A 14,456-nucleotide genomic window follows, 5' to 3' on the forward strand; every position below is an offset into this window, starting at 1 on the left:
AGATCCCCGGGATGAATGCAAAGGAAACCCAGAAAATGCGCAAGCTCTCTGTCGCTGCCCTCGTCGCCACCGCGACCGCCCTGCTCGCCCCCGCCGCGGCCCAGGCCGCGCCCGCCACCACCACCGCCCTGCTCGGCACCTACGGTTTCGGGCGCGCCGCGGTGATCGGTGACGCCGGGACGGCCGCCGGCGTGTGGCGCGCGCCCGTCGTGCGCAGCGGCTTCGCCGGTGACGACCTGACCGTCACGTTCACGCCGCGCACCACGCCGCGGGCCAGCGAAAAGCTCGTCTACACGGCCGCCTTCAACGAGGTCGCCGACGCGCAGGCCGAGTGCCGCAAGGTCGGCGCGGACGGCGTCGCCCGCCACGTGTGGGTGTCGTTCCGGTGCCAGACCGGCTTCGTGCCGAGCTACACCCTCTACGTTCGCTGACCTTTCCGTCCTTTCCGGCGCGCGACGCGCCAGCCGCCATTCTCCGGGCCACGCCTTTCGAGCGGGGCGGCCGCCGCGCGGCCATTTTTCCGGCTCCCGGAAAAGCAATTAATTAGCATCGATCAATTTCTCCCGGCGCCCTCACGGGCGCCGGGAGATCCAACGGAAGAGGCATCGACACCATGTCCACCCTGAGCCGTCGGGACGTTCTCCGATACGCGGCCGCGGCCACCGTCGTCACCGGCGGCGTCGCCGGGGCGCAGGCCCTGTCCACCTCCAGCTCGTCCGCCCAGGCGCCGGCCGGCGCCCGGACGTCGGCCGACCCGCGCGACTTCGACGTGGAGTACCGCGGCAAGCGGATCACCGGAGTGCACGGCGCCGACACTCCGGGCGCGCTGCGCAGCGTGTCGGGCAGCCGGCAGCCGCACCAGGTGCACATCAACGGGCGCAGGCTGGCCGTCATGCAGATCGAGCTGCCGGCCGCCGGCGGCGGGGTCACGCTCGGCTTCATCAGCGCCCTCAACCACTACGAGCCGGTCCTGATCGACACCGACAAGAACCGGGACGGCCTGCTCAAGCTCACCCGGCGGGCGGTCGACGCGCTGGGTGACAGCGAGCTCACCGCCCTGGCCGGCGCGGACCACAACCACGGGAACTGACCGTACCCGCCCCGTTCCCGATCGATCGAAAGGCTCACCCCTGTCATGGGCGTCCGCAAGAACGCACGCAACCTCACCAGCACCGAGAAGGCGGCGTTCGTCTCCGCCGTCAAGCGCCTGAAGGCACAGACCACGGGCCGTAACTACGACTGGTATGTCACCACCCACCTGAACTATTTCGCCGCCGTCGGGGGCGTCCGCTACGCCCACCAGTCGCCGTCGTTCCTGCCCTGGCACCGGCAGTACCTGATCGAGTTCGAGCGGGCGCTGCAGGTGTACGAGCCGTCGGTGACCCTGCCCTACTGGGACTGGACGGTGGACCGCAGCACCACCGGCGCCCCGTTCACCGCCGACTTCCTGGGCGGCAACGGCTCCGGCGGCAACGGCCCGGTCACCACCGGCCCGTTCGCCGGCGCGACCAACTGGCGGATCACCGTCAGCAGCACCACCGCGACGTCCCTGCGGCGCGCCATGGGCAGCAACTCGCTGCCCACCGCCGCCCAGGTCAGTTCGGTCCTCGGCGTCGGCACCTACGACGCGGCCCCGTGGAACAGTTCCTCGACCAGCGGCATGCGCAACCGCATGGAAGGCTGGACCACCCCGAACCTGCACAACGCGGTCCACGTGTGGGTCGGTGGCCACATGGGTCAGCAGGATTCGCCGAACGACCCGGCATTCTGGCTGCACCACTGCAACATCGACCGCCTGTGGTCGCAGTGGCAGACCCGGTGGGGCTTCGACGCCGCCCACTACCTGCCGGCCGCCGGCACCAGCGGTGTCGTCGACCTCGACGAGACCCTGCAGCCATGGACGGGCGTAACCCCGGCCTCCGTTCTCGACCACAGCGGCGTCTACACCTACGCCTGACAGCGAACCAGCGGCGGGGGCCGCGCGACTTGGCGGGGGCCGCGCGACTCATCGAAGGGCAGCACCTCGGGCGACGGCGACCGGTCAACGGGCGCTCACCCGGGGAAGCCCCGCGGCTGAACGCACAACCCTCCGCTTCTGGGGAGGCCGTGGCCTCCGCCAGGCGCCGTCGCGCGCCTGGCGGAGGCCACCGCTTGTGGAGGCCGCACCGCTTGCGGAAGCCGCACCGCTTGCGGAAGCCACACGGCTTGCGGAGCCCCTGGCCGAGCACGGCGCGAGCGCGGACGAAGCCACACCGCTTGCGGAAGCCACACGGCTTGCGGAAGCCACACGGCTTGCGGAAGCCACACGGCTTGCGGAAGCCACACGGCTTGCGGAAGCCACACCAGCACCGGAACAGGCAAGGCGCCCGATTACCGCTCGATCGGCGCGGATGATCGGGCGGACGGCCCTGACCGGCGCCGGCCGAGCACTCCGGTCACCGCGAGCAGTAGGCCGGCGGCTCGGTCGGCTGCAGCTCGTCGCCGGCCAGGCTGCGCACCGCGGCGCGGGTGGTCTCGCGGACCCCGACGGTGACCTCGTAGGCGTTGACCGTGCTGCTGTAACGGTTGTCGCCGTGACTCACCAGGCCCAGGGACACCCCGTCGATGTAGGCACACGGTTGAGCGCCACCCCAGCCATGGATGAGCCGGCCGCGATAAAGCTCCGCGAAGACGCCCACGCGCCGGGAGGAATCCAAGGCTGCCGGCGCCGCGATCACCGGACTCGCAGCGGCGGGCACTGCGGCGAGCGCGGGTCCGGCGGGCACGGGCCCGGGGATCGCGGTTGCCGCGGGCGCAGGCCCGGGCACGGCCATCAGTCCGGCCGCCGCCAGAGTCGCGGTCAGGACCAGGTTGGTCACCCGTCGGTTCAGCATCGTCCCCCCACCAGTAGAACATCGATGTTCGCCGATACATTACACGGCCGGCGACGAGCCGGGCCTTGACCCAACTCCCCGACCGGCCGTGCGGCACGATCCTTCACCCGTTCGGGGCACGCCGCGGCACTACTGGACCGGATTCCAGCCGTCGCTCCCGGCGAGATACCTCCGTGCGGTGCAGTTCGCCGCGGAAGCCGCGCTGAGCTGCGGCCGGTCGCCGGTTCCGGTGCTCACCCCGGCCCCGCTGTCGGCGTATTCGGTGAACCGGCACGTCCTCCACGAGAAGCCGCCCATGTCCTGCCAGGCCCCGGCCTGCCGGATGTGCGAGCCGAGGCTCGAGTCCCGCACCAGCACCTGTCCGATCGCGTCGGCCGCCCCGCCCGCGTGCCAGCATCTGCCGAGCGCCACGGTCTGCGGCGCCGCGGTGCTTTTCAGCACCGACCGGGTGATCAGGAAGCCGTAGGCGTTGCTGTCGTCGGTCGCCGCCGCGGTGATGTATCCGTTGTTCGCGCTGCTGCCGATGTTGAGCGACTCGATGGTGGTGCTGTCGATGACAACCGCGCCGTTGCCGTAAAGGAAATCCACCGCGCCCGAAATATAAGACTTATAGATGTATTGGCGTATCTGTGAGCTGCCGGTCCCACCCCACGACAGGAACGTGTCCTGGTATCCCTTGAGCTGCACGTTCCGATAGACCTGCCGGTCGCCCGCAGCGTACAGCGCCAGCGCCTGGCTCCCCGCCCCGTACGTGTTCTGCATGGTCAGGCCCTTGATCGTGCTGTTCGGTGCGAGGTTGTGGACGGTGGCGCTGCCAGCCGTCCCGGCGGTGGACTGCGGCTTGTTCCCGGTGATGATCACATCAGCGGAGATGCCGGTCGCACCCTGCAGGGTGATCCCGGACTTCGACGCCGGGATCTGCACCTGCCCCTGATAGGTGCCGGCCTTGATGGTGATCACTCCACCGGCGGACGACGCCGCGACCGCGGCCTGGATGGTGGTGTAGTCGCCGGATCCGTCCGCGGCGACGGTGAACGAGGTCGCCGCGCGGGCGGCGACCGGGGTGAGGACGACGGACACCGCGACGGCGCCGGCGACGATGCGGGAGTGGGACACGGGGAGACCTCCGAGAAGCGACCGGAAAAGGGCGACGGCGCCCGCCCGGGGATGGGGCGGACGCCGTCGGATGCGACGAGCGATCAGATCTTGCCGGTGCCCGCCCCGGCCACCACGGTGGCTTTGACCGAGCTGTTGGCCTCGGGCGTGTAGGGGTACGGGATGGCCGCGACACTGCCGCCGTTGCGGACCTCCTCGGTCCCCGAGTTGACCCGGTAGTTGTTCAGCACCTTGAGGTTGCCGGGATCCGAGTCGCCGGTCTGGGTGACCGTGGGATGGTCGACGTTCTCGAAATAGTTGCGTTCGACGAAGACTCCGGCGTTCTCGGTGGAGGCCACCCCGTACGCGCCGATGTTGCTGTAGTAGTTGTTCAGCACGTGCACCGGGTTGGCGAACCGGACCCGCGGGTGCCGCTGGTTGGTTCCGTCGAACCAGTTGTGGACGTAGGTGACGCGCAGGTGCCCGGTGTCCTGGGCGCCGTTGTCGTCGCTGTGTCCGAGCAGCATCGACTTGTCGTGGTGGTGCAGGTGGTTCCAGGAGACGGTGACGAAGTCCGAGCCGCGTTTGATGTCGATCAGGCCGTCGTAACCGTTGGACAGGTCGTTGTGGTCGATCCACACGTTGGTGGTGCCGTCCTGCAGGTTGATCGAGTCGTCGCCGGCGTTCTTGAACACCAGGTTGCGGATGATCACGTTCTTGACGCCGTTGAGGGTGAAGCCGCCGCCGGTGACGCCGCTGCTCGCGCCGACGCCGATGATCGTCTTGTGCGAGGCGACGCGGTACATGCCGGAGATCGTGATCAGCCCGGAGATCCGGACGGTCTGCGAGGTGCCCGAGCTCAGCGCCGACTTGAGCGCCGAGGCGCTGGTCACCGTGACGACGGTGCTCGACGAGCCGCCCGCGGTGCCGCCGTTGAGGCTGGCGAACCCGACCGGGCTGGACTCGGCGGCGGCCGCGCTGAGCGGGCTGACGCCGAGTGCGCCGCCGGCGGTGAGGACGCCGGCCGTGGTGGCGGCCAGGAAGGTACGACGTGATGGGGACATGGGGATTCCTCCGTCGGGGGAACGGAATGGGCAACGATGGGGCCCCAACAACCAGGTAAGCGCTTTCCTCGGACGAAAGTAGGTCGCCGCATCCAAGAATGTCAATAATTACCGGGTCACTGATCCACCGTGAAGATCACCGAACGGCCGGCGTCGGCCGCCCGCCGGTAGAACTCCCGCGCGTCCTGCAGGTACTGCCAGGTGTACCGGAAGTCCTCGTCGTCGAGCACCCCCTGGTAGTCCTCCGGGTCGATCTCGTCGTACCGCTCCCGCAGCCAGCTCTCGTCCACCGCCGCCAGGGCCGCGGCGACCGCCGGCACCTGATCGGCCCGCACCCGCGCCACGATGTAGTCCGGCCCGTCGTGGTGCAGCCCGCCGCCCAGCACGGTCAGTGCCAGTACCCCGCCATGCTTGCCGAACCGCAGCGTCCCGTCCCCCAGGCACCGGTGCAGGGCGTCCCAGGCCTTGTCCGCCTCGCACAGGAAATCCCAGTCCCAGGCCGCCTCCAGGTCGGTGACCAGCGCCCGCACCTCCGCGTCGCCGGGAGCCTCGACGAGCTCCCGATCCTGCGACCCGGTCAGTGCGAACCACACCCCGCGACATGCCATGCCGATGATCTTAAATAGGCACCCGCATCACGCCCGGAACGCGGCCCCCACCGACGACCCGGTCTTCGGCTGCGCCATGCAGTGCAGCAGCCACCCGGTGCCCGACTGCACCGGCCAGGCGTCGCGCCGCCAGCCCCGGGTCCTGCCCGGGTCGATGCTGTGCGCCGCCAGTTCCGCCGCCGAGCAGGCCTTCGCCACGTCGGCCTGCTCGATCAACGGCGCGTCCGCGCTCATCACCGGTGGCCCGGCCGGCAGCCGGAGCACCGCGAACGTCTCCCACACGTGGGTGCCCGGGCAATACGCCACCGCCGGCGGCAACGCCTGGGCCCCGATCTGCGTCAGCCCGCTCCAGCACATCGGCTGGGCCGGGCAGATCCCGGCGCCGCAGGCCGCGAAGCCGTCCGGCAGGGCGCCGGCGGCCGGCTCGGCAGCCGCCGGCTCCGGTTTCCCGTGCCCACCGCGGGGCAGGAACGCGGCCCCGAGCGCGACGACGACCACGACCGCCACGGCCGCCGCGACGAGGGCACGGTTCGACAACCGCCGGCTGGCGGTACGCGGGTCAGCGGCCGCCGTGTCCACCTGCCGGGCCGCCTCGGCCATCGACAGCGCCGACGGGAAGCGACGTTCCGGGTCGGTCTGCAGCGCGCGCTCGACCAGGGCGAGTACCGGCCCCGGCACGCCCGCCCCCAATCGTCCGGGGCTCGTGCCGGACGCGTTGCAGTGCCACCGCGTACGGGTTGTCGCCGGCGAACGGTTTCTCCCCGGCGAGGCACTCGTAGGCGACCAGGCCCAGTGAGTACACGTCACTGCGCCGGTCGGACGGCTGCCCGAGCACCTGCTCCGGCGACAGGTAGCTGGGCGTGCCGAGCACCGCCCCGGTCGCGGTCAGCCCGGCGGCGCCGGCATGCCGGGCGATCCCGAAGTCGGTGATCAGCACTTCGCCGTCGCGGCGCAGCATGATGTTGGCCGGCTTGATGTCGCGGTGCAGGATGTCCTGGTCGTGCACGGCCTGCAGGCCCTCGGCGGCCCGGGTGACGATCCGCATCGTCTCCGCCGGGCTGAGCCGCCCCTCGCGGGCCAGCCGCTGGGCCAGCGATTCGCCGTCGACGTACTCCATCACCAGGAAGGTCAGCCCGTGCGCCTGCCGCACGTCGTGGACGGTCGCCACGGCCGGGTGGTTGACCCTGGCCATGGCCATCGCCTCGGCGGCGAAACGACGTACGAAATCCGGGTCTTGAGCTGCCGAAGGCAGCATCATCTTGATCGCGACGAGCCGGTTCAGGGACTCGTCCAGGGCGCGCCACACCTCGCCCATCCCGCCGGCGCCGAGCCGGTCCTGCAGGCGGTACCGATCGCCCAGTCGCATGCCGGCCCGGGGGCCGAAATCAGATTGCACGCGCGCATCGTAGGGGCTGGTCCCGGTCCGTCCGTCACCCTACCGGCGTGTCATCGCGGAAACGCCCTGGCCAATCGACGGACGGCCGCGTCCATCAGGTCCGGTGGGGCCGCGGCGTAGGTGAGCCGAAGGTGCGGCGCGGGCGCCTCGGCCGGGAACCAGGGGCGGCCGGGGAACACGACGACGCCCTCGGCGGCGGCCGCGGCAGTGACCGCGACGTCGTCGCAGCCGTCCGGCAGACGAACCCACAGGTGCAGGCCACCGCGCGGCAGCACGGCCGGCGCCAGCTCGGGCAGGTGCCGCTCCAGGGCGCGCACCAGCGCCGCCCGCCGGCTTTCCAGATCCGATCGGAGCGTACGGAGGTGGCGCACCCACCCCGGGCCGGTGACGAAGTCCAGTGCCGCCTGCTGCACCGGGCCCGCCACGAAGAAGTCGTCGAGCAGCCGGGCCGCCCGCAGCCGGGCGCCGGCCGGCCCGCGCGCCCCGATCGCCGCGATCCGCAGCCCCGGCGCCGCCGACTTGGTCAGCGACCGCAGGTAGACCACGTGCCCGTCCGGGTCGGCGGCGGCCAGCGGCGCCGGCGGGTCCCCGTCGATCGTCAGGTCCCGCGCGTAGTCGTCCTCGATCAGGAACGCCCCGGCGTCCCGGACCGCGTCCATCACCGCGGCCCGCCGGTCCCCGCCGAGCGTGGCCCCGGTCGGGTTCGCATACAGCGGCTGGCAGTAGAAGAGCCGGGCGCCGGTGCGGGCGAACGCCGCGGCGAGCTGGCCGGGCTGCACCCCGTCGGCGTCGGCCGGGACCGGCACCACCCGCAGCCCGCCGGCCCGGGCCGCCGCGAGCGCCCCGAGGTAGGTGGGTGACTCGACCAGCAGCGTGTCCCCGGGCGCGGCCAGTGCCCGCAACGCCGACGACAGGGCGGCCTGGCCGCCCGGGCAGATCACCAGGTCGCGGGCGCGCAGTCCGGTGCCGAGCCGGCGGGCGAACCAGTCGCGCAGATCCTCGCGGCCCTCGGCCGGCCCGCGCTGCCAGGCGGCCGGCTGGCGGGCGGCCCGGGCCAGGGCGGCGCCCAGCGCGGCGACCGGCTGCAGCTCGGCCTCCAGGTAGCCGCCGGTGAGCGGGATCGCGCCGGCCGGCGGCAGGGACAGTAACGCCCGCATGTCGTCCTCACCGGCGCGGGCCGGGCCGAGTGCCACCGTCTGCCAGGACAGGTCGGGCGGGTGCGGCGCGCGGGGCCGCTCGGCCACGAACGTGCCCCGTCCCGGCCGGGTCTCGAGCACGCCCTGACCGGTCAGGACCCGGATCGCCTCGGCCACGGTGACCGGGGAGGCGCCGTGCCGGGCGGTCAGCTCGCGCACCGACGGCAGCCGCGTCCCGGGCGCGGCGGCCGCCGCCCGATCCCGAAGATCTTGGATAACGCGGGTCGCTGCGTTACCGTCATTCATGAGAGAAGAGAGTAGCGCTACTGCCCGCGGCACGGTAACAGCCGGGTATGCCCTCGGGGCACTGGGCGTGCTGGCGTTCAGCATGTCGCTGCCGTCCACCCGACTCGCCGTGCACGACCTGGACCCGTGGTTCGTCGCGTTCGGCCGCGCGGTCGGCGCCGCCGCACTGGCCGTCGCCTACCTGACGGTCACCCGGGCGCCCCGACCCACCCCGGCCCAGTGGCGGCGGCTGCCGGTCGTCGCGCTCGGCGTCGTCGTCGGCTTCCCGCTGTTCACCTCACTGGCCCTGACCAGCCAGACCTCGGCCCACGGCGCGGTGGTGGTCACCGTGCTCCCGGCACTCACCGCGATCTTCGCGGCGCTGCGCGCCCAGGAACGTCCACCCCTGGTGTTCTGGCTGGCCAGCGGTGGCGGCCTCATCGCCGTCCTCGGCTTCCTGGCCACCACCGGCACGGTGCACGGCGCGCTCACCCCGGCCGACCTGTACCTGCTGGCCGCGGTCGTGCTGTGCGGGCTCGGCTATGCCGAAGGCGGTGCACTCGCCCGCGACCTCGGCGGTGCCCGCACCATCTGCTGGGCGCTGCTGATCGCGCTGCCGGCCACCCTGCCGATCACCGTGGTCACCGCTCTGCGGCACCCGCCGCACACCGGCCCGGCCGGCTGGGTCGCCTTCGGCTACCTCACCGTGGTGTCGATGTTCCTCGGCTTCTTCGCCTGGTACGCGGGCCTGGCCCGGGGCGGCATCGCCACGGTCGGGCAGATCCAGCTCGCCCAGCCGGTGCTGACCCTGATCTGGTCGGCGCTGCTGCTGGGCGAGCCGGTGACCGCCACCTCGATCGGGGCGGCCGTGATCGTGCTGGGCTGCGTGGTCGCCACCCAGCGGACCCGTCACGGTTTCCGGGTGAGCTTCCACCACAGCGAGGGGTCACTCGTCGCCGCGTCGGCCCGGAGATCGACGCGTACGCCCGAAGCCTGAACCTGGCCCACCGGCTGCCCGGCAGTGACCCGCGGCCCCGGTTTCGTGACCGTGGTCCGCACCGGAATCGCGAGGCCGGGCCAGCCCAGCACCTTGAGCGGGCCGGCCGGCGTCACCGTCGCCTCGGCACCCCAGGCGGTCGTCACCTTGCCGACCGCCTGCGCCGCGAGCAGCTGATACTCCTTGACCGTCCGACGCACCTGGGCGAGCAGCTTGCGGACCACCCGGTTGACCGCCGCGAGCTGCTCCGGCGTGTTCGCCCCCGGCTGGTTGAAGACCGCGCCGACCACCACCAGCGTCCGCGATCCGACCGGCAGCCGCGCCGCGAACACCAGGTTCCCACCGGCCTGATCCGTCGACCCGGTCTTGATCCCGAAAACGCCGTCCACCCCGAGCAGCGCGTTGTAATTCTGGATCGTTCCCACCACCGGAATCTGCGCGCTGCGCAACTCCACGATCTGGGCGAACACATCGAACTTCAACACTGCCTGCGCCAGCTTCACCTGATCGGCCGCGGTGCTGGTCGTGGTGGGCAGGAACCCGCTCGGATCCGTGTAATCGGTATCGGACATCCCGAGGTCCTTGGCGGCGTCGTTCATCCTCTCCAGGAAGCCGTTCACGGTCCCGCCGTCCCAGACCGCGAGCTGATGCGCGATGTTGTTCGCCGACGGCAGCATCAGCGCCTCAAGGGCGTCCCGCTCACTCAGTTTCTCCCCGGCCACCACCTTGACCAGCGATTGGCCCCCCGGGATCCGGGCGTTGTAGTCCGCCACGTCAGCAGCGGTTACGGTCAGCGCCGGCCCCTCGTCGGTGCCGTCCAGCGGATGGTCCTTGAGGATGACATAAGCGGTCATCACCTTGGCGACGCTGCCGATCGGCTCGGCCTTCTGCCCGCCCGAGCCACCGATCCGGCCCAACCCCTGCACCATCAGCTCGGCCGATCCCTGCGCCGGCCACGGAAACTTCGGGAGCGTCCCGGGCACCTTGATCGTCTCGGCGATCCGGGTGGTCAGGGTGGCGTCCGGCAGGGCGCGGGTGAGCTGCACGGCGGCACCGGAACCGGCCAGCGCGATCAGCAGGAAGACCGCGATGAGCAGGGCGGCTGGACGCCGCTTCCGCCGGCCCTTTCCTTGCGGTACGTCGTTGTCGGACCGCCCATTTGCCGGTACGCGGTTGTCGGACCGCCCATTTGCCGGTACGCCGTGAAGGCCCCCGCCCGCGCCTAGGCCCGCTCGGTTCCGGTCCTGGCTCCCGCCTTGACCTGCGCCTTGACCTGCGCCTTGACCTGCGCCTTGACCTGCGCCCGACTGGCTGCCGCCGCTCGCCCAGCCGGCGCTCGACTGCCCGCCGCCTTGACCGCCACCGTCCGACCGGCCGCCACCGCCGCCGCCGCCGCCCGTCCCGCCCGCGCCCGATGGGCCGCCGGCACCCGGCGGGGCGCCGGGCAGCGGCGCCCGCCCCGGCGGCGTCGGCTGGTGCGGCACGGAGGGCTGCTGCGGTACGGGCGGCTGATGGGTCACAGGTGCGCGAAATGTCGGAATACTCGGCGGAGCCGAGGACGCGGATGCCGCTGCATCGTATGGCGCGGTCCCGTCCCCCGGTGCCGGAACGGCGGCCCTCCCGGGAAACCCGGACGGCACCGAAGCCCGTCCGCCGCCGGAATGGGTAGCCGGCGGGCGGGCCGCGGCCGCGCGGCCGGGTGGCGTCGCCGGCCCGGGCCCGAACAACGGATTCGGCGCACCCTGCGGAGCCGGCCCCGGCACAGCCGCCCGTCCCGGCCCTTGCGCCGACCCGGATCCCTGGGCCGGCGCGAACCCCGGCCCCTGCGGCGGCCCTGACCGGTGCGCCTCGCCCGACACCCGTCCCTGCGCCTCGCCCGACACCCGTCCCTGCGCCTCGCCGGGCGCCTGTCCTTGCGGAAAGGCCTGCCCCTGCGACGATCCCGGGGGCACGCGCCGCTGTGGAAGCGGCTGCCCCGGCGCCGACCCCGGCGAGAACGACTGCCCGGGGAACTGCTGCTGCTCGGGCGTATGCCGTTGCGGAAGCGGCTGCCCGTACGACTGCGCCTGCCCCGCAAACCCCTGATGCCTCTGCGGAAGCGCCGGGCCGGCAGACTGCCCCGCCGCCGGCACCGCGGCCCGCCCCGGCGGCGACTGACCGGTGTGGACATCGTCGTCGGCCGGCCGTGGTCCGGGAACCCGCGCCGACCCGGCCACCGGGCGGCCGCCGCCCTCCGGCGGCACCGGCGTCTCCCTGCCGGTCCCGTCGTTCGGCTCCGCCCCGTGCGTCATCAGCTTGTCCCCCTTTTTCGGCCCCCGGCCATCCCGGACGCCGGAACCAGTATTCCCGGCCCGCCCAAATTCCGGACAGCCCCACCTCGACCAGGCGAAAGCATGGACAGCCCGATGCAGTCGGCGAAATCCCCCGCACTCAGCACGACCCGCCCCGGCACCCCGACCTTCCCGGAACGCAGCCCCCACCGGCCATCGCGGTCAGCAACCGCTGCTTGTCGTGGTGAGACGACACCGTGACCGGGTCGGCGACCAGGTGCCCACCCGAGCCGAAGCGATCTCCACCGGGGACGAGCCGGTGGACGGTGAAAGCCCGACGGACGTCAGGTCGGCACTGTCGAGGCGGCGGGCCCGTACACCATCGCCATTGATCTGCAAGAGAGGCACATCATCGATGTCGGATGTCGGATAGTCGTAATCGGCGGCCACCGCCGAGGCGTTCAGCGGCAGGGCGCTCGCCAAGACCCGGCCGGCATGATCACGGTGGTAGTGGACCGGCGGTGGCGCCGCCCCCAGCAACCTGGGAGCAGGCCGCCAGCGTCCATCATCGCTGGCGGACGGTGAGGACGCCGGCGAGGTCGACGTCGGCGGACTGGCCGCCGAAGCCGCTCTCCGAGACGAGGCGGGCGCCGAAGACGGCGATCCAGAAGGTGCGCGCCTCGATGTCGAGCGGGCGGTCGGTGATCCAGTCGCGGCGGTGCAGGATGCGCCGCAGGTAGCCCTCGGCCTGGCGGAAGAGGACAGTCAAACTCTGCTGTGCCTGCACATGAAGTTCGGACCGCATCCGGCTGATCGCCATCGCCTGGACCGCGAGCGGCACGGTGGGCAGGGCCAGGGCCGTGCGGGCCAGGGCGATCCGGAACGAGGCCGGGGTGCGCTGGCGCATGCCGACCGGCTCCAGGCGCACCGCGTCGCGCAGGAGCAGGCGAAACGCGGCCTGGACGAAGAGCGCGTCCTTGGATCCGAAGTAGTAGGTGATCTGGTTCGGGTGGGCTTTGGCGGCCGTGGCGATCTCCGCGACGCTCACCGCGGCCAGGTCGCCGCGGCCGGCGAACAGCTCCGCGGCGCTCTCCAGGATCGCCGTGCGGGTCTGCCGTCCGCGGGCTCGGACCGGTTCTGCGGTGGACACACCAAATTTGTATGCGATACAACTATGGAAGGCAAGTCGCCGCAGCGGATAGGGGAAGCCGATGAGTGACATCGACGTCGTGATCACCGGATGGGGGGCCACCACGCCGCTGGGCGGGGACGTGGACACCCTCTGGGAGGGCATGTTGGCGGGCCGCTCCGGCGCGCGCCGCATCGACGACCGGGTGCAGAACTATCGGCATTGGGCCGATCTGCCCACCCTGATCGGCGCCCCGATGGCCGTCGACCCGGCCGGGGTGCTGCCCCGCGTCCAGGCCCGCCGGCTGGACCGGTGCGAGCAGGCCGCGCTGGTCGCCGCCAACGAGGCGTGGCAGCACGCCGGCGCGCCCGAGGTCGAGGGCGAGCGGCTGGCCGCGGTGATCGGCAGCGGCATCGGCGGCGTCGGCACCATCCTCGGCCAGGACGACCTGATCGAGGAGAAGGGCCCGTCCAAGGTTTCCCCCTTGGTCGTCCCGATGATGATGCCGAACGGTCCGGCCGGCTGGGTGAGCATCGAGTTCGGGGCGAAAGCCGGGGCGTACGCGACGGTTTCCGCCTGCGCGTCCGGCGCCGAAGCCCTGGCCCTGGGCGCCCGGCTGATCCGCGCCGGCGAGGCCGACGTGGTCATCGCCGGCGGTGCCGAGGCGTGCATCGCGCCACTGACGATCGCCGGGTTCGCCCAGGCCCGCACCCTGTCCCGGCGCAACGACGACCCGGAGCGCGCGTCCCGCCCGTTCGACACCGACCGGGACGGCTTCGTGCTCGGCGAGGGCGCCGGCGTGCTGATCCTGGAGCGGGCCGACTTCGCGGCCGCCCGCGGCGCCACCGTCCTGGGGCGCCTCGCCGGCTACGGCGTCACCTCGGACGCCCACCACATCACCGGTCCCGACCCGACCGGCAGCGGTCAGATCCGCGCCATCCGCAACGCGCTGCGCACCGCCGACCTCACCCCGGCCGACATCGACCACGTCAACTGCCATGCCACCTCGACGGTGGTCGGTGACGTCGGCGAGGCCACGGCGATCCAGGCCGCGCTCACCGACGACGTGGTCCTCACCGCCCCCAAGTCCGCCTTCGGCCACCTGGTCGGCGCGGCCGGCGCCGTCGAGAGCATCATCACCCTGCTCTCGATCCGGGACGGCGTCATCCCCGCCACCCTGAACCTGGAGAACAAGTCGCCCGAGGTGAAGCTGGACGTGGTCGCCGGCGAGCCGCGCCGGACCGACCTGCGGGCCGCCATCTGCAACTCCTTCGGCTTCGGCGGTCAGAACGTGTCGGTCCTCTTCACCGCGGTCTGACACCACAGGCAGGGAGCACACCGCGGTCGCTCAGTCTCCGCCGGGGATCCGCGGGCCCGGCTTCTTCGCGTCGCCGGGGCTTTCGGGCCGGGCTTCCTTCCCCGGATGCGATTCCCGGCCGTCACGGTCCAGCTGACGGCCGGATCGCGGCGGCGTTCATAATCGGTCGCCGCGCCCGAGCCACCCGTTTTGTGAACCGGCCGCTAAAACTGCGTGACAGACACCGCCTTACCCTACAAAACAGGTGGGTTTTGTGGTTTGCTTGTTCAGCCGTCGACCTGCGGG

At 72.2% G+C, this 14,456-nt stretch carries 15 protein-coding genes; 5 read left to right on the top strand and 10 right to left on the bottom strand.

Going from position 1 to position 14,456, the window contains the following annotated elements:
* The first annotated feature begins 35 nt into the window (after positions 1-35).
* The 3 genes from ACSP50_RS24520 (at position 36) to ACSP50_RS24530 (ending at position 1,957) form a co-directional block, all read left to right on the top strand.
* Positions 36-431 (top strand): hypothetical protein, encoded by a 396-nt coding sequence (locus ACSP50_RS24520; protein ID WP_014691975.1) that lies wholly within the window; start codon positions 36-38, stop codon positions 429-431.
* A gap of 182 nt (positions 432-613) precedes the next feature.
* On the top strand, positions 614-1,090 hold the full coding sequence (locus ACSP50_RS24525; RefSeq protein ID WP_014691976.1) for a tyrosinase cofactor: 477 nt from the start codon (positions 614-616) through the stop codon (positions 1,088-1,090).
* Positions 1,091-1,135: 45 nt separating this feature from the next.
* Positions 1,136-1,957 (top strand): tyrosinase family protein, encoded by an 822-nt coding sequence (locus ACSP50_RS24530; protein ID WP_014691977.1) that lies wholly within the window; start codon positions 1,136-1,138, stop codon positions 1,955-1,957.
* Positions 1,958-2,435: 478 nt separating this feature from the next.
* On the opposite strand, the gene ACSP50_RS24535 is transcribed toward ACSP50_RS24530, so the two are convergent.
* The 7 genes from ACSP50_RS24535 to ACSP50_RS24565 all read right to left on the bottom strand — a co-directional run bounded on the left by ACSP50_RS24535 (position 2,436) and on the right by ACSP50_RS24565 (position 8,478).
* Positions 2,436-2,873 (bottom strand): tyrosinase family oxidase copper chaperone, encoded by a 438-nt coding sequence (locus tag ACSP50_RS24535; RefSeq protein ID WP_014691978.1) that lies wholly within the window; start codon positions 2,871-2,873, stop codon positions 2,436-2,438.
* A gap of 129 nt (positions 2,874-3,002) precedes the next feature.
* Complete coding sequence (locus tag ACSP50_RS24540; protein ID WP_014691979.1) at positions 3,003-3,989, bottom strand: pectinesterase family protein; 987 nt, start codon at positions 3,987-3,989, stop codon at positions 3,003-3,005.
* Between the two features lie 83 nt (positions 3,990-4,072).
* Positions 4,073-5,032: a polysaccharide lyase family 1 protein gene (locus ACSP50_RS24545; RefSeq protein WP_014691980.1), complete on the bottom strand. Its 960-nt coding sequence runs from the start codon at positions 5,030-5,032 to the stop codon at positions 4,073-4,075.
* 116 nt (positions 5,033-5,148) lie between these two features.
* Positions 5,149-5,640, bottom strand: a complete 492-nt coding sequence (locus ACSP50_RS24550) for a DUF1877 family protein (RefSeq protein WP_014691981.1) — start codon at positions 5,638-5,640, stop codon at positions 5,149-5,151.
* A gap of 27 nt (positions 5,641-5,667) precedes the next feature.
* Positions 5,668-6,240 carry a hypothetical protein gene (locus tag ACSP50_RS24555; RefSeq protein ID WP_014691982.1) on the bottom strand — a complete coding sequence of 191 codons (573 nt, stop codon included), beginning with the start codon at positions 6,238-6,240 and terminating at the stop codon, positions 5,668-5,670.
* Complete coding sequence (locus ACSP50_RS24560) at positions 6,200-7,036, bottom strand: serine/threonine-protein kinase (protein WP_155123614.1); 837 nt, start codon at positions 7,034-7,036, stop codon at positions 6,200-6,202. The genes ACSP50_RS24555 and ACSP50_RS24560 overlap by 41 nt, the downstream gene beginning before the upstream one ends.
* A gap of 50 nt (positions 7,037-7,086) precedes the next feature.
* Positions 7,087-8,478 carry a PLP-dependent aminotransferase family protein gene (locus ACSP50_RS24565; protein WP_043512096.1) on the bottom strand — a complete coding sequence of 464 codons (1,392 nt, stop codon included), beginning with the start codon at positions 8,476-8,478 and terminating at the stop codon, positions 7,087-7,089.
* Between ACSP50_RS24565 and ACSP50_RS24570 the strand changes: the two genes are divergently transcribed.
* Positions 8,477-9,454, top strand: a complete 978-nt coding sequence (locus ACSP50_RS24570) for a DMT family transporter (RefSeq protein ID WP_014691985.1) — start codon at positions 8,477-8,479, stop codon at positions 9,452-9,454. The two genes, ACSP50_RS24565 and ACSP50_RS24570, sit on opposite strands and share 2 nt — an antisense overlap.
* Here the strand turns inward: ACSP50_RS24570 and ACSP50_RS24575 are convergent.
* The 3 genes from ACSP50_RS24575 to ACSP50_RS24580 all read right to left on the bottom strand — a co-directional run bounded on the left by ACSP50_RS24575 (position 9,367) and on the right by ACSP50_RS24580 (position 12,874).
* Complete coding sequence (locus ACSP50_RS24575; RefSeq protein ID WP_014691986.1) at positions 9,367-10,500, bottom strand: D-alanyl-D-alanine carboxypeptidase family protein; 1,134 nt, start codon at positions 10,498-10,500, stop codon at positions 9,367-9,369. The two genes, ACSP50_RS24570 and ACSP50_RS24575, sit on opposite strands and share 88 nt — an antisense overlap.
* A 1,446-nt stretch (positions 10,501-11,946) precedes the next feature.
* Complete coding sequence (locus ACSP50_RS42240) at positions 11,947-12,207, bottom strand: hypothetical protein (RefSeq protein WP_043512098.1); 261 nt, start codon at positions 12,205-12,207, stop codon at positions 11,947-11,949.
* Positions 12,208-12,289: 82 nt separating this feature from the next.
* The gene (locus tag ACSP50_RS24580) at positions 12,290-12,874 is read right to left on the bottom strand and encodes a TetR/AcrR family transcriptional regulator C-terminal domain-containing protein (RefSeq protein WP_014691987.1); all 585 of its coding nucleotides are present in this window, start codon (positions 12,872-12,874) and stop codon (positions 12,290-12,292) included.
* Positions 12,875-12,935: 61 nt separating this feature from the next.
* Here ACSP50_RS24580 and ACSP50_RS24585 point away from each other — a divergent pair, with 61 nt between their 5' ends.
* Positions 12,936-14,171, top strand: coding sequence for a beta-ketoacyl synthase (locus ACSP50_RS24585; RefSeq protein ID WP_014691988.1), 1,236 nt, complete (start codon positions 12,936-12,938; stop codon positions 14,169-14,171).
* The last annotated feature ends 285 nt before the right edge of the window (positions 14,172-14,456 follow it).

The organism is Actinoplanes sp. SE50/110 (assembly GCF_900119315.1).
Classification (GTDB): Bacteria; Actinomycetota; Actinomycetes; order Mycobacteriales; family Micromonosporaceae; genus Actinoplanes.

What these genes read in the sequence shown, in the direction of transcription:
- ACSP50_RS24585 (WP_014691988.1), top strand. Translation starts at nt 12,936, where the DNA reads ATGAGTGACATCGACGTCGTGATCACCGGATGGGGGGCCACCACGCCG.
- ACSP50_RS24535 (WP_014691978.1), bottom strand. Translation starts at nt 2,873, where the DNA reads ATGCTGAACCGACGGGTGACCAACCTGGTCCTGACCGCGACTCTGGCG.
- ACSP50_RS24555 (WP_014691982.1), bottom strand. Translation starts at nt 6,240, where the DNA reads ATGGCCGAGGCGGCCCGGCAGGTGGACACGGCGGCCGCTGACCCGCGT.
- ACSP50_RS24550 (WP_014691981.1), bottom strand. Translation starts at nt 5,640, where the DNA reads ATGGCATGTCGCGGGGTGTGGTTCGCACTGACCGGGTCGCAGGATCGG.
- ACSP50_RS24520 (WP_014691975.1), top strand. Translation starts at nt 36, where the DNA reads ATGCGCAAGCTCTCTGTCGCTGCCCTCGTCGCCACCGCGACCGCCCTG.
- ACSP50_RS24530 (WP_014691977.1), top strand. Translation starts at nt 1,136, where the DNA reads ATGGGCGTCCGCAAGAACGCACGCAACCTCACCAGCACCGAGAAGGCG.
- ACSP50_RS24525 (WP_014691976.1), top strand. Translation starts at nt 614, where the DNA reads ATGTCCACCCTGAGCCGTCGGGACGTTCTCCGATACGCGGCCGCGGCC.
- ACSP50_RS24545 (WP_014691980.1), bottom strand. Translation starts at nt 5,032, where the DNA reads ATGTCCCCATCACGTCGTACCTTCCTGGCCGCCACCACGGCCGGCGTC.
- ACSP50_RS24570 (WP_014691985.1), top strand. Translation starts at nt 8,477, where the DNA reads ATGAGAGAAGAGAGTAGCGCTACTGCCCGCGGCACGGTAACAGCCGGG.
- ACSP50_RS24565 (WP_043512096.1), bottom strand. Translation starts at nt 8,478, where the DNA reads ATGAATGACGGTAACGCAGCGACCCGCGTTATCCAAGATCTTCGGGAT.